This window comes from Castellaniella sp., from assembly GCF_047971665.1.
Classification (GTDB): Bacteria; Pseudomonadota; Gammaproteobacteria; order Burkholderiales; family Burkholderiaceae_B; genus Castellaniella.
Genome location: NZ_JBKEAA010000012.1, coordinates 80,640 through 93,885, shown reverse-complemented (window position 1 = coordinate 93,885; position 13,246 = coordinate 80,640). Strand labels below are relative to the sequence as shown.

12 protein-coding genes are annotated in these 13,246 nt (G+C 65.7%); 8 read left to right on the top strand and 4 right to left on the bottom strand.

The window, feature by feature from the left end; translation table 11 throughout:
- The first annotated feature begins 32 nt into the window (after positions 1-32).
- Genes ACK5JE_RS03610 through ACK5JE_RS03595 form a run of 4 tightly spaced genes read left to right on the top strand, consistent with a single transcriptional unit; the run spans position 33 to position 3,449 of the window.
- On the top strand, positions 33-953 hold the full coding sequence (locus ACK5JE_RS03610; RefSeq protein WP_416800353.1) for a branched-chain amino acid ABC transporter permease: 921 nt from the start codon (positions 33-35) through the stop codon (positions 951-953).
- A 7-nt stretch (positions 954-960) separates the two neighbouring features.
- Entirely contained in the window at positions 961-1,947 is a 987-nt protein-coding gene (locus ACK5JE_RS03605; RefSeq protein WP_416800352.1) for a branched-chain amino acid ABC transporter permease, read from the top strand.
- A 1-nt stretch (position 1,948) separates the two neighbouring features.
- Positions 1,949-2,710, top strand: a complete 762-nt coding sequence (locus ACK5JE_RS03600; protein WP_416800351.1) for an ABC transporter ATP-binding protein — start codon at positions 1,949-1,951, stop codon at positions 2,708-2,710.
- A 28-nt stretch (positions 2,711-2,738) separates the two neighbouring features.
- A complete protein-coding gene (locus ACK5JE_RS03595; protein ID WP_416800350.1) occupies positions 2,739-3,449 on the top strand; it encodes an ABC transporter ATP-binding protein in 711 nt (236 codons plus the stop codon).
- A gap of 74 nt (positions 3,450-3,523) precedes the next feature.
- On the opposite strand, the gene ACK5JE_RS03590 is transcribed toward ACK5JE_RS03595, so the two are convergent.
- Positions 3,524-4,036, bottom strand: a complete 513-nt coding sequence (locus ACK5JE_RS03590; protein ID WP_416800349.1) for an ureidoglycolate lyase — start codon at positions 4,034-4,036, stop codon at positions 3,524-3,526.
- An 87-nt stretch (positions 4,037-4,123) separates the two neighbouring features.
- Positions 4,124-4,630: a 2-oxo-4-hydroxy-4-carboxy-5-ureidoimidazoline decarboxylase gene (gene uraD / locus ACK5JE_RS03585; RefSeq protein ID WP_416800348.1), complete on the bottom strand. Its 507-nt coding sequence runs from the start codon at positions 4,628-4,630 to the stop codon at positions 4,124-4,126.
- Positions 4,631-4,788: 158 nt separating this feature from the next.
- Here uraD and ACK5JE_RS03580 point away from each other — a divergent pair, with 158 nt between their 5' ends.
- Positions 4,789-5,727: a LysR family transcriptional regulator gene (locus ACK5JE_RS03580; protein ID WP_416800347.1), complete on the top strand. Its 939-nt coding sequence runs from the start codon at positions 4,789-4,791 to the stop codon at positions 5,725-5,727.
- A gap of 28 nt (positions 5,728-5,755) precedes the next feature.
- Here the strand turns inward: ACK5JE_RS03580 and ACK5JE_RS03575 are convergent, their stop codons facing one another.
- Both ACK5JE_RS03575 and ACK5JE_RS03570 read right to left on the bottom strand, forming a co-directional pair.
- A complete protein-coding gene (locus tag ACK5JE_RS03575) occupies positions 5,756-6,985 on the bottom strand; it encodes an NCS2 family permease (protein ID WP_416800346.1) in 1,230 nt (409 codons plus the stop codon).
- Positions 6,986-7,127: 142 nt separating this feature from the next.
- Entirely contained in the window at positions 7,128-8,102 is a 975-nt protein-coding gene (locus ACK5JE_RS03570; RefSeq protein ID WP_416800345.1) for a LysR family transcriptional regulator, read from the bottom strand.
- A 138-nt stretch (positions 8,103-8,240) separates the two neighbouring features.
- Here ACK5JE_RS03570 and xdhA point away from each other — a divergent pair, with 138 nt between their 5' ends.
- Genes xdhA through xdhC form a run of 3 tightly spaced genes read left to right on the top strand, consistent with a single transcriptional unit; the run spans position 8,241 to position 13,192 of the window.
- The gene (gene xdhA / locus ACK5JE_RS03565) at positions 8,241-9,725 is read left to right on the top strand and encodes a xanthine dehydrogenase small subunit (RefSeq protein ID WP_416800436.1); all 1,485 of its coding nucleotides are present in this window, start codon (positions 8,241-8,243) and stop codon (positions 9,723-9,725) included.
- Between the two features lie 22 nt (positions 9,726-9,747).
- Positions 9,748-12,111, top strand: a complete 2,364-nt coding sequence (xdhB, locus tag ACK5JE_RS03560) for a xanthine dehydrogenase molybdopterin binding subunit (RefSeq protein WP_416800435.1) — start codon at positions 9,748-9,750, stop codon at positions 12,109-12,111.
- A 34-nt stretch (positions 12,112-12,145) separates the two neighbouring features.
- The gene (gene xdhC, locus ACK5JE_RS03555) at positions 12,146-13,192 is read left to right on the top strand and encodes a xanthine dehydrogenase accessory protein XdhC (protein WP_416800344.1); all 1,047 of its coding nucleotides are present in this window, start codon (positions 12,146-12,148) and stop codon (positions 13,190-13,192) included.
- The last annotated feature ends 54 nt before the right edge of the window (positions 13,193-13,246 follow it).

Below are 13,246 nucleotides of genomic sequence, written 5' to 3'. Positions count from 1 at the left end.
GCGGCGCATGCCGCCTGCCACGGAGGACGGACATGAGTCCGCAGCTGATATTCATGCAGGCGCTCAATGGCCTGCAGTATGGAATTCTGTTGTTTTTGCTGGCTGCCGGCCTGACTCTGGTTTTCGGCATCATGAGCTTCATCAATCTGGCGCATGGCGCGCTCTATATGATGGGGGCTTATTTCGCGGCTGCCGCCTTCAGCCATACCAACTCTTTTACGCTGGCCGTTCTGGCCGGCCTGGGTGGCGTCATGGTGCTGGGTGTGGTGCTGGACCGCAGCGGATTTTCGCGACTGTATCCAAGAGCGCACCTGGATCAGGTGCTGGCGACTTTCGGGCTGATGCTGTTCTGTAACGAGGCCGTGCGCATGATCTGGGGCTCGGCGCCGATCTTCATGAGCCTGCCGGATGCGCTGAGCCGTACGGTCGTGGTGCTCGGGACGCCCTATCCCTTGTATCGCCTGCTCATCATTCTGGTGGGCCTGCTGGTGGCGCTGGGCTTGTATCTTCTGATCGAGCGCACCCGCGTCGGCATGCTGATCCGTGCCGGCGCCAGCAATCGCGCCATGGTCGCTGCGCTGGGGGTGAACATCGGCTGGCTCAATACCTTCATCTTCGCCCTGGGGGCGGGCCTGGCCGGTCTGGGCGGCGCCATGGTGGGGCCGATCCTGTCCGTGCAGCCGGGCATGGGAGATTCCATCCTGATCATGACGCTGGTGGTCATCGTGATCGGCGGAATCGGATCGATCCGGGGCGCCTTCCTGGGGGCGCTGGTCGTGGGGCTGGTCGATACCCTGGGGCGCACCGTCGCGCCGGCGCTGTTGAGCCGGGCGCTGGAACAGGGGCTGGCCAGCACGTTGGGCGCCGCGGTTTCATCCCTGGCGGTCTATGTGTTGATGGTGATCGTGCTGGCCGTCAAGCCCGAGGGGCTGTTTCCTGTGAAAAAACGGTGAGCGCCGGATGAAAACAGAATCTCCCCGTCTGGACACGCCCCAGTCCCCCGTCCTTGCCAGGCACGTCTGGCCGGTGGCGCTGACCGTTCTGATTTTCGGGCTGTTGCTGCTGGTGCCGGTGTATGCCCGGATCATGGACGACACGTACATCCTGCTGCAGTTCAGCCGCATCCTGGTGTTCGCCCTGGCCGCCGTAGGGTTGAATCTGGCGCTGGGCTACGGCGGGCTGGTCAGCTTCGGTCATGCCATGTACATCGGCATCGGCGCCTATTGTGTCGCCATTGCCGCGCGCTATGGCGCCGACAGCGGCGTCCTGCATCTGTTCCTGGTGGTGGTCGTCACGGCCGTGATCGCGGCTCCCGTGGGGCTGATCGCCCTGCGCACGCAGGGCATCGCCTTCATCATGATTACGCTGGCGCTGGCGCAGATGTTCTATTTTCTGGCGGTGGGCCTGAAACAGTACGGTGGCGACGAAGGTTTACCGATCCGTCAGCTCAGTCGGTTCGGCGCCCTGACCGGCAGTCAGGCGGGCCTGTATCTGGCCTTACTGGCCTGCCTGGGAATCAGCCTGCTGCTGTTGCGCCGCGTCATCCGCTCGCGTTTCGGCCTGATCCTGCGCGCCTCCAGCATGGATGCCCGGCGTGTGCGGGCCGTGGGCACCTCGCCGTTGGGGTACCGGTTGCTGGCCTACGTGCTGTCGGCCGAGTTGTGCGCGCTGGCGGGGTTTTTTCTGGCGAACCTGACCGCGTTCGCCTCGCCGGCCTATATGGCCTGGACCGCATCGGGTGAGCTGATCATCATGGTGCTGCTGGGGGGCGCCGGCACCCTGGTGGGACCGGTGGTGGGCGCCGCCGGTTTTCTGCTGCTGGAAGAGGGGCTGAAGGGCCTGACCGATCATTGGATGATCATCATGGGGCCCGTGATCGTGCTCATCGTGCTGTTCCTGCGCAATGGGCTCTGGGGCATGATCGTCTCGTCCGGGGAGGGGCGCTGAGATGCAGTCTCTGCTTTCGATCCGCGGTCTGGTCAAGCGGTACGGCGGCCTGCTGGTCACGGACCATGTGGACCTGGACATCCGGCCGGGAGAAATCCATGCCGTCATCGGCCCGAACGGTGCCGGCAAGACCACGCTGATCAGCCAGATCATGGGCGAGATTCCCAGCGATGCGGGGACGATCAGCCTGGACGGTCGATCCATCGATGGACTCGGCATGGCACAGCGGGTCCGTGCCGGGATCGGGCGTTCTTATCAGATCACTTCTGTGATCCAGCAGTTCACCGTGCTCGAAAACGTGATCCTGGCGGTTCAGGGGTGCCGGGGTCACGGCTTTCATTTCTGGACACCGGCGGTGGAGTCCCCGGCGTTGACGGACCGGGCCGACGCGCTCATCGGACTGATGGGGCTGTCTGACTGGCGGAGTACGCTGGCCATGTCGCTGTCCTACGGGCAGCAGCGCCAGCTGGAAATCGCCATGGCACTGGCGGTCGAGCCCAAGGTGCTGTTGCTCGATGAACCCATGGCCGGCATGGGGCATGGCGATACCGGTTCGGACATGATGGTGGCGCTGCTGCGGCGGCTCAAGAGCCGGTATGGCATCTTGCTGATCGAACATGACATGGATGCGGTGTTTTCGCTGGCCGACCGCATCAGTGTGCTGTTCTATGGCAAGGTCATCTGCTGTGGCGATGTGGAGACCGTGCGCAGCAGCCCGGAAGTCCGCGAGGCCTATCTGGGGGATGAGGAGGTGCCTGCATGAGGCTGCCAGACGGTCACGGAGGCGCGCGATGAGCGCCCTGCTGCAAGTCGAGAACCTGGCGTCCGGGTACGGACGCAGCCAGGTGCTGTACGGAATGCGCCTGCGGATCGACGCCGGACAGTGCGTGACCCTGCTGGGCCGCAACGGCATGGGCAAGACCACGACCATCAGGAGCATCATGGGCATGCACCCGGTCTGGCAGGGACAGGTGTGGTTCAATGGCGCGGAAATCCAGAATCTGCCCAGCCACCGTGTGGCGCAGCATGGTATCGGCCTGGTGCCGGAAGGCCGGCAGATTTTTCCCAATCTGTCGGTCGAGGAAAACCTGATCGCCACAGCGGCGGATCGTCATAAAAAACGCGTGCCCTGGACGCTGCCGCGCATCTACGCGCTCTTTCCGCGCCTGAAGGAGCGCGTGGGCAATTTCGGCAATCAGCTTTCCGGCGGGGAGCAGCAGATGCTGGCCATCGGCCGCGCCCTGATGACCAATCCGGCGCTGTTGATTCTGGATGAGGCCACCGAAGGCCTGTCGCCCCTGGTGCGCCAGGAAATCTGGGCCGCGCTGGCGTTGTTGCGCCGCGAGGGCATGGCAATCCTGGTGATCGACAAGAATCTGGCGCCGTTGCTGCAACTGGCCGACCATCACACCATCGTGGAAAAGGGCCAGGTCGTCTGGGAGGGGGGCTCGGAGGCGCTGCGGGCCGACCCGGAGACGCAGCAAAAATACCTGGGCGCCTGATCCCTGCCCAGGAGCCGGCCCGGCCGGAATCGCGTCAGGGATGCCTGCGGCGCAGCCCCTGGCGCGGCATCGGCTCAGCGCAGCGCGGGGATGAGACTGGGCGTCTCCATCTGGACGATGTCACAGTTCTCGCCCGGTCCGGCCCGGTCGACGATCAGGAAATCCGAAACCGCCTCCAGCCCCAGCAGCGGATGATGCCAGACGCCGCGCGCGTAGTTCACACCCTGGTCGCCACGGCACAGGAATACGCGTAGATCGGCGACCGTGGGTGTGGAGGCCGGGTCGGCGACAATGACGAGGTAGGGGCGCCCCGACAGCGGGATGAAGGCCTGGCTGGCCTTCGGGTGGCGTTCCATCATGGTGACGGTGAATGGCAGCGCGCGCGGCTGACCGCGAAAGATCGAGACAATGGCGCGGCCATCCGCGCCGGGATCGATCCGCGCCAGGTCGTGATAGCGCTCGGTGTTGCCCTCGTTGATGGTGAAATGTCTGGCCGCATCGTCCGCCTGGATCACGTCGCCAAAGGGCGCGAAGGCTTCCCGTGTCAGGGGTTCGATGGTCAGGGACGTCAGCGTGGTGGCGGTCATGAGAGGCTCCGTGGGTATCCCGGCGGCGTGCCGGAAGCGGGCGATGGGTCGTGCCGGATGGCGCGGGGCGGGGCCGCCCCGGGTTCGTCAGGCGGGAAAGCGGGCCTCGAGACGAAAGCGCGCAATCTGTCCGATCTGGTCCAGGCAGGTGATGAATTCGGCGTCGCGGGCATTGCGCAGCCGTTCTTCGATGGCGCCCATGATCTGGTCGCGGCTGCGGCCCTTGACGGCAATCACGAAAGGAAAGCCGAACTGCTCGCGGTAGGCCGCGTTCAGGTGACGCAGGCGATGCAGCTCCTCAGGGCTGCACTGGTCCAGGCCCGCGCCCCGTTGTTCGCTGGTCGAATCGCTGGTCAGCGTGCCCGCCGAGGCCTCTTTGCCGGCGAGTTCCGGGTGGGCGGCGATCAGGGCAAGCTGCTCGGCCGGGGCCGCGTCGCGGACGACGCGCATCATGGCCTGGTGCAGGGCTTCCACGTCGGCAAAGGGCCGGGCGGCCCAGGCGCGTTCCGGAATCCAGGGGGAATGCTCGAAAATCGCTCCGAGTTCCCTGGAAAATTCGGCCTGGGTCAGAGAGGACAGTTCGTTCAAGGTCATGACAAAAGAGGATGAGTGCATCATGATGGAAAGTCTACGAGGTATCGTGCGCCAAATGAAGAGCGCAACGCGGTATAAGTGATATATGCTGTGCCGCATTTCCCGGGGGCGTCGGAGGGCGGATCGTCCGCGCCCCCGTCCGAATGGAGGTTCCCCCGATGGCGACACGACGCGGTAGCGAAACGCTGGATACCTACCTGCTGAAGGTGTTCAGCATCCTGATGGCCGAACGCAGCGTGTCGCGCACCGCGCTCAAGCTCAACCAGTCCCAGCCGGCCATCAGCGTGGCCCTGAAGAACCTGCGTCAGATCCTGCAGGATCCACTGCTGGTGCGTGAAAAAGGCGGCATGGTGCCGACCGACCGGGCGCTGGCGATCCTGGAGCATGCCCGCACGGCGCTGACCTCGATCGATTCGATGCTGGAAACCGGCGAGGATTTCGAACCCGACAGCAGCCGCCAGGTCTTTCGTATCGGCTCGCCGGACTATCTGGCACCGGCTTTCGCTGCCTCGGTGGTCCGGCGCTTCCGCCGCGAGGCGTCGCACGCGCGACTGGTGTTGCATGCCCTGGGGCCCGATTTCGATTTCGAGCATTCCCTGGCCGAAGGCGAGCTGGATGTGGTGATCGGCAACTGGCCCGAGCCGCCCGATCGCATGCACCTGTCGGTGCTGCTCGAGGACGAAATCGTCTGCATGATGGCCGCGGATCATCCGCTGGCGCGTCGCGGCATGACGCTGGAGGATTTCCGGCGGGTGCCGCACGTGGTGCCGACGCCGTATTCCATCACCCAGCGCGGCATGATCGACATGGTGCTGACGTCCCTGCGGATCCAGCGCAAGGAATGCGTCGAGGCGCAATCTTTCATGCTGGCGCCCTACCTGCTGCCGGGGACCGATCTGGTGTTCACCACCACGCGGCATTTCGCCCGCTATTACACCGGGCTGCTGCCGCTGGCGATTCTGGATTCTCCGGTCGAGTTCCCGCGGATGCGGTTCTATCAGTTGTGGCATGCGCGCAATCATCATGCACCCTCTCATCGCTGGCTGCGGCACCTGCTGGGGGATTGCGGCCGGGGGCTGCTGGCGCAGGACGGCTGAGACGCCCCGCGCGCCTGCGACAGAGGGATCAGATGGCCCAGCCGCCCAGATAGAACGCGGCCAGCGCGATGGCGATGGCCAGCGTGCCGAGGTGCAGCTTGCGCACACCGCCCAGCATCAGCAGGCCCACGTACATCAGCGCCGGCGCGGTGGCGTAGGACGGCACCAGGCCCGCCAGCGGCGACAGGAAGATCAGGGCCAGGAACCCCAGGCCGACGATGGTGGCGGTCAGGCCGGTCTTGCCTCCGGCCGCCGTGCCAGCCGCCGATTCGATGTAGGCCGCCGCGGGGGCGCCGCCCAGGCCGGCCGATACGATGGAACTCACCGAGTCCGCCGTCAGGGCGCGGCCGCCGTTGATGATCTGGTCGTTCTCGTCCAGCTGCCCCGCCTGGCCCGCTACGGCGCGGATGGTGCCGGTGGCGTCGAATACAGCGGTCATGACCAGGGCAAGGGCGCTGGGGATGACCAGCGCGTTGAGCGCGCCGCCGATGTTCATGGCGCCGATCAGCGAGTGTTCGCCGCCGAACGAGGGCAGGGCGAACAGGCCGGTGAAGCGCACAGCCGGGTCCCAGATCAGGCCGACGACAGACAGCGCGAGGATGACCAGCAGGATGCCGCCCGGCACGCGCCGGCGCTCCAGGCCGAAGATCGCTGCCAGGCCGGCGATGGACAGCAGGGCCGGCATGGCGTTGAGGGTGCCCAGGGATACCGGCAGGCCGGGGCCGGGGTTCTTGACCACCAGGCCGACTTCATTGGCCGCGATCAGCAGCAGGAACAGGCCAATGCCGATCCCGGTGCCGTGCGCGATGCCGACCGACAGGTTGCGCAGGATCCAGGTGCGCACACCGGTGACGGAAATGGCGGTGAAGATCACGCCCATCAGGAAGATCGCGCCCAGGGCGATGGCGGGCGACAGGCCCTGCCCCAGGACCAGGTCGAAGGCCGTGAAGGCCGTCAGCGAGATGGCGCAGCCCACGGCGATCGGCAGGTTGGCCCACAGGCCCATCAGCAGCGAGCCGAAGGCGCTGGTCAGACAGACCGCGATGAAGACCGATGAGGTGTCGAAGCCTGCCTTGCCCAGCATGGCGGGGACGACAAACACGGAATAGACCATCGCCAGGAAGGTCGTCAGTCCGGCCAGGGTTTCCTGGTGCACGTTGGTGCCGCGGGCCGAGAGCTGAAAACGGCGTTCCAGCCAGGAGGTCGTGGATAGGGGGGTGCCGGGCCCGGAGGATAAGAGGTACTCCTGATCACTCATGTGCATTGTCTCCAGAATGGTGGACGCCTTCTGATCGGGTGGGCGTTTTTTGAGTCAGGTCATTCTAGGGACGTGATTTCCGGCTGTGTGAGGACTGGGCTGATGACGGCTATCAGGCCTGGATGATGTTGTCTGGGATGCGTCAGGGTTTGCCTGGATGCCGCGTGGGCGGGTTCTGGCGGCTGTTGCCGAGACTGGCCCCCAGCATGGTGGCGACCTTCGTGATGCATTGACGCAGCCAGATGACCTCCTGGGCGTCATGACAACGCTCATGCCACAGCAGATAGAAGCGCATGGGGGGAAAGGGCAGTGGCGCGGGCAGGATGGTGAGGGGCAGGTAACGCGCGTAGTGTTGGGCGAATTGCCGGCCGGTGGTGAAGATCAGGTCGGTGCGCAGCAGCATGCCGGCCACCATGCCGAAATAGGGGATGGTCATCTGGATATTGCGCTGCAGCCCCTGAGAGGCCAGGTAGCCATCGATGAAGCTCTGGCGTGTCGTCACATAGGGGATGGGCGCCAGATGCGGCAGTTCCAGATACAGCTTGGGGGTGAGTTCGCGGTGTGCCACCGGATTCTGACTGCCGATCATACAGACGACTTCGTCGTCGAACAGCCGCGCCATGTGCATCTGTGGCGGCGGCTCGAGCCAGTTGCCGATGACGACGTCCAGGCCGCCGTCTTCCAGGCTGCCGACATAATCGTAATCCGCGTTGATCGGGTGGACGATGAGCTTGGCGTATGGGGCCTCTCGGCGCAGGATCTCGGCGATGTTCGGCAGGAACATCGCATCCAGGTAGTCCGGCGCCCCCAGGTGGAATTCCCGCTTGGTTCTGGCCGGCTCGAAATCGTCCGGGGGCTGCGTGATGCGATCGATGGCGCTCAGGGCGTCGTTGGCATGCGCCAGCAGTTCCAGACCGCGGCTGGTCGGAACCATCCCGGTCTTGCCGCGCACCAGAATCGGATCGCCCGTGATGTCGCGCAGGCGGCGCAGTGAATTACTGAGGGCTGGCTGGGACAGTTCCAGCTTGATGGCTGCGCGCGAGACGCTCTGTTCGGTGAGCAGGATCTGCAGGATGCGCAGCAGATGCGTGTCGAGCGGTTCGCGGGTTCGTGGCATCGGACTATTATTCACGGACGGACTCCGTCCGTCCATGGGGGGGCGGGATGATAGTCACCATCATCCGGAATGAATGGATGAGACTGTCGCGCGGTGATATTGTGGACAGATCACCTGTTCAATGAAAAGAGGGATGTGATGGAGACCGATGTCATCCGCTTTCACTATCGTGGCCAGACCCACGAGGTTTCCGGTCAGCCCACGACCCGCACCGTCTTGCAGTACCTGCGCGAGGACCTGGGCTGCATGGGCACCAAGGAAGGTTGCGCCGAAGGCGACTGTGGCGCCTGTACCGTCATGGTGGCCGAGCCTGATGGCCAGGGCGGCGTGGCCATGCGGGCGGTGAATGCCTGTATCCAGCTCCTGCCCTCGCTCGATGGCAAGGCGCTGTACACGGTCGAAGACCTGCGCCAGGACGACGGTTCGCTGCATCCGGTGCAGCAGGCCATGGTCGATTGCCATGGCTCCCAGTGCGGATTCTGCACCCCGGGGTTCGTCATGTCCATGTGGGGCATGTACCTGGCGCATGGCCCGCAGGATCCGCAGCCCACGCGTTCCGAGATCGACGATGCGCTGTCGGGCAACCTGTGCCGCTGCACGGGCTACCAGCCCATCGTGCGTGCGGCGGGCGAGATGTTCAACTACCCGGCGGTGTCCTTCGACCGGGCGGCGCTGGCGAACGTCCTGGCCGCGCTGCAGCGTGATGGCGTGTTCACCTATACGCATGAGGGCCACACGTTCCATGCGCCCCGCACGCTGGCGCAGTTGGCCCGGTTGCGCATGGCGCATCCGGACGCCCGCATCCTGGCCGGCGGTACCGACGTCGGTCTGTGGGTGACCAAGCAGTTCCGCGATCTGCCGCATCTGATCTATATCGGCCAGGTGGCTGAATTGCGCGACATCCACCTCGAAGGCGACGAGCTGATCATCGGCGCGGGAGCGCTACTGAATGACGCTTTCGATGCGCTGATCGAGCATATTCCCGAGTTGACCGAGCTGCGTCAGCGCTTCGCGTCCTTTCCGATCCGCAACGCGGGCACGCTGGGCGGGAATGTGGCCAATGGTTCACCGATCGGCGACTCCATGCCGGGGCTGATCGCGCTGGGAGCCCGCATCGTGCTGCGCCAGGGAGAACGGGTGCGCGAGTTGTCGCTCGAGGACTATTACCTGGGCTATCAGAAAAACGCCGCCGAGCCGGGCGAGTTCGTCCAAGGCCTGCGGGTGCCCGTGCGGGTGCCCGGTCGTCGGTTCCGCCTCTACAAGCTGTCCAAGCGGTTCGATCAGGACATCTCGGCGGTGTGCGCGGCCTTTGCCGTGGTGCTGGACGCGTCCGGTGCGGTGCAGTCCATCCGCACCGGTTTCGGCGGCGTCGCCGCCACGCCCTGTCGCGCACGCGCCGTGGAGACCGTCCTGCAGGGCCAACCCTGGGACGAGGCGCATGTGCGCGCCGCGATGGACGCCGTCGCGCAGGATTTCAAGCCCCTGACCGACATGCGCGCCAGCAGCGAGTACCGCCTGTTGGCCTCGCGCAACCTGCTGTACCGCTTTTATCTGGAAACCGTTCCTGGGAAGTCCCTGGCGACCCATCAGGTCAGCACGGCAGTTCTGGCCGACATCGCTTGAGGAGATCGTCATGAATATGCGCATCAATGCGCCGGTCGAACTGGACCGGCTGGCCGTCGCCAACGACCGCATTCCCCGCCCCGTCGAGGGTGAGCCCGCCGCGGGCGCGTCCAGTCCGCACGAATCCGCCGCGCTGCATGTCACTGGCGAGGCTGTCTATACCGATGACATCCCGGAATTGCGCGGGACGGTCTACGCTGCGCTGGGCCTGTCGAGCAAGGCGCATGCCCGCGTGCGCAGCATGGACCTGGAGGCCGTGCGCGGGGCGCCAGGCGTCATCGCCGTGCTCACGGCCCGTGATATCCCCGGTGAAAACAACTGTGGCCCCGTGATTCATGACGACCCGCTGCTGGCGGATGGGTTGGTCCAGTACGTCGGCCAGCCGCTGTTCCTGGTGGTGGCCCGCACGGTGGATGCCGCGCGTCGCGCCGCGCGACTGGGCGCGATCGATTACGAGGCGCTGCCTCACCTGTTGACGCCGGCTCAGGCCAGGCAAGCGGGTTCACGCACCCTGCCGGATCTGCGCCTGGTCGAGGGCGACGTCCAGGCCGCGCTGGATGGCGCGCCGCGCCGGCTGACGGGCACCTTCGAGTGCGGCGGCCAGGAGCAGTTCTACCTGGAAGGCCAGATCGCCTACGCGATTCCGCGCGAAAAGGACGGCATGCTGGTCTGGTGCTCCACGCAGCATCCGACGGAGATGCAGGCCGTGGTCGGCCATGCGCTGGGCTGGCACGCGCATCAGGTCCAGGTCGAGTGCAGGCGCATGGGCGGCGGTTTCGGTGGCAAGGAATCCCAGTCGGCGGTGTTCGCCTGCCTGGCCTCGGTCGCGGCGCACCGGTTGCGACGCCCTGTGAAGCTGCGCGCGGATCGCGATGACGACATGACGATCACCGGCAAGCGCCACGGCTTTCATTACGCGTACGACGTCGGCTATGACGATGGGGGCCGGATCCTGGGCATGCGCCTGGACATGACGCTGCATTCCGGCTTTTCCGCCGACCTGTCCGAGGCCGTGGCCAGCCGCGCCGTATGCCATTTCGACAACGCTTACTACATCCCGGCTGCGGACGTGCGCGCCATGTGCGGCAAGACGAACACGCAGTCGAACACGGCCTTCCGCGGTTTCGGCGGGCCGCAGGGCGCATTGTTGACCGAAGTCGTGATCGACCGTATCGCCCGCGCGCTGGGCCGCGATCCGCTGGATGTGCGCCAGACCAATTTCTATGGCATCGAAACACGCAACACCACCCCTTACGGACAGGTGGTCGAGGGCAACCTGATCGAACCGCTGGTGGCCGATCTGGTCGCCAGTTCGGACTACCGGGGGCGCCGCCGGGCGGTGAGCGAATTCAACGCGTCCAGCCCCATCCTGAAAAAGGGCCTGGCGCTGACGCCGGTGAAGTTCGGCATCTCCTTCAATGTGCCGGCTTTCAATCAGGCGGGCGCGCTGGTGCACATCTACCGTGATGGTTCTGTGCTGGTCAATCATGGCGGCACGGAAATGGGTCAGGGGCTGAACACCAAGGTCGCCCAGGTCGTGGCCAACACCCTGGGGCTGGATCTGGACTGCGTGCGCGTCACGGCCACCGATACCCACAAGGTCGCCAACACCTCGGCGACCGCGGCTTCCACGGGCACCGACCTGAACGGCAAGGCGGCCGAGGACGCGGCGCTGCAATTGCGCGCGCGCCTGGCTGGTTTTGCGGCGCGCAAATACGGCGGCAAACCCGGGGATGTGGCCTTCGCCTGGCGTCAGGTCAATGTCAACGGCCACAATATCCCGTTCGATCAACTGGTCGACGAGGCCTACTGGGATCGCGTGCAGCTGTGGTCCGATGGGTTCTACGCCACGCCGGGCATCGTCTGGGACAAGGCCACCATGCATGGCCGGCCGTTCTACTATTTCGCCTTTGGCGCGGCTGTCTCCGAGGTGGTGGTGGACACGCTGACGGGCGAGTGGAAACTGCTGCGCGCCGACATCCTGCACGACGTCGGCGCCTCCATCAATCCCGCGATCGATCTGGGACAGATCGAAGGCGGCTTCATCCAGGGCATGGGCTGGCTGACCACCGAGGAACTCTGGTGGCGTGAAGACGGCCGCCTGATGACGCACGCGCCGTCCACCTACAAGATTCCAGGCATCAGCGATTGCCCGCGCGATTTTCGCGTGCGCCTGTTCAGGGCGCAGAACCTGAAGGAGACCATCCACCGCTCCAAGGCCGTGGGCGAGCCGCCGCTGCTGCATGGCATCAGCGTCTTCAATGCCCTTTGCGACGCGGTCGCGGCAGCAGGCGATGGACAGACCTCGCCCGACCTGTCGGCGCCCGCCACGCCGGAAGCCATCCTGAGGGCCATCGAGAACCTGCGGGCCCGCGGTGCGGCCTAGGCCTCGTGCATTGGCAACGGAGCGCCGCAAAGTCATGAACACCTGGATCGATCAGGCCCTGTGGTGCCTGGATCGGCAGCAGCCGACGGTGCTGGTCACGGTGGCCTGGGTCCAGGGCTCGGCGCCGCGCGAGGCCGGGGCGAAGATGCTCGTGTCCGAGGACTGTCAGTGGTTCACCATCGGAGGCGGGCATCTCGAATGGAAGGCCTCAGGATTCGCGCGCGCCCATCTGCGCGCCGACGACAGCCCCGATCGCTGGGTCGAATCCCTGGCGCTGGGCCCGTCATTGGGCCAGTGCTGCGGCGGCATCGTGCACCTGCTGTTCGAGCGCCTGCGGGACTCCGACCGCGACTGGCTGCAGGCGCTGCGCATCGGACGGCAGTCGCCCGTCGGGTGCACCCGCGAGGTCGGCCTGGGCGGAATGGGCGTGGCGCCCTGGGTGCGCGTGCATGAACCTGACGAGGCCGCCGCGGCCGATCAGGGCGTGATGCCGACCGGCCCGGACGCCGACCGGCTGCTACATCCCGATCCGGTCCTGGGCTGCCTGACGCTGCGCGAACCGATCCGCCCCGATCCGTTGCATGTGGTGATTTTCGGCGCCGGCCATGTCGGCCAGGCCCTGGTGCACGTGCTGGGCACGCTGCCCTGCCGGGTGACCTGGGTGGATGCGCGCGATGATCTGTTTCCGGATGCGGTGCCAGCCAATGTATCGATCGAGGCGACCGACACACCCGAAGCCGTGATCGACGAGGCTCCGCCCGAGAGCTGTTTTCTGATCATGACCCATGACCATGCGCTCGACCAGCGCCTGTGCGAGCAATTGCTGCGGCGCGACGACGTGGCCTATTTCGGCCTGATCGGTTCGCAGACCAAGCGGCGCAAGTTCGAGCATCGCTTTCGCGCGCGCGGCATCGCGCCGGAACGCTACGCGCGTATCGTTTGCCCCATTGGCGAACCCGGCATCGAGGGCAAGCAGCCCGCCGTGATCGCCGTGGCGGTCGCCGCGCAGTTGCTGCGTCTGCGGACCGAAAGGCCGCGACGGGCCGGTACGCCGGTTTCCACTGAAACGATCGTTCACTGAGCAAAATTGATGTTCCACCCGGATTGAAAAAGCGGCCCGCCCGCCGTGCCGTCC

Bases quoted from the DNA above. Each gene is read 5' to 3' on its own strand.
- ACK5JE_RS03610 (WP_416800353.1), top strand. From the start codon at position 33: ATGAGTCCGCAGCTGATATTCATGCAGGCGCTCAATGGCCTGCAGTAT.
- ACK5JE_RS03605 (WP_416800352.1), top strand. From the start codon at position 961: ATGAAAACAGAATCTCCCCGTCTGGACACGCCCCAGTCCCCCGTCCTT.
- ACK5JE_RS03600 (WP_416800351.1), top strand. From the start codon at position 1,949: ATGCAGTCTCTGCTTTCGATCCGCGGTCTGGTCAAGCGGTACGGCGGC.
- ACK5JE_RS03595 (WP_416800350.1), top strand. From the start codon at position 2,739: ATGAGCGCCCTGCTGCAAGTCGAGAACCTGGCGTCCGGGTACGGACGC.
- ACK5JE_RS03590 (WP_416800349.1), bottom strand. From the start codon at position 4,036: ATGACCGCCACCACGCTGACGTCCCTGACCATCGAACCCCTGACACGG.
- uraD (WP_416800348.1), bottom strand. From the start codon at position 4,630: ATGACCTTGAACGAACTGTCCTCTCTGACCCAGGCCGAATTTTCCAGG.
- ACK5JE_RS03580 (WP_416800347.1), top strand. From the start codon at position 4,789: ATGGCGACACGACGCGGTAGCGAAACGCTGGATACCTACCTGCTGAAG.
- ACK5JE_RS03575 (WP_416800346.1), bottom strand. From the start codon at position 6,985: ATGAGTGATCAGGAGTACCTCTTATCCTCCGGGCCCGGCACCCCCCTA.
- ACK5JE_RS03570 (WP_416800345.1), bottom strand. From the start codon at position 8,102: ATGCCACGAACCCGCGAACCGCTCGACACGCATCTGCTGCGCATCCTG.
- xdhA (WP_416800436.1), top strand. From the start codon at position 8,241: ATGGAGACCGATGTCATCCGCTTTCACTATCGTGGCCAGACCCACGAG.
- xdhC (WP_416800344.1), top strand. From the start codon at position 12,146: ATGAACACCTGGATCGATCAGGCCCTGTGGTGCCTGGATCGGCAGCAG.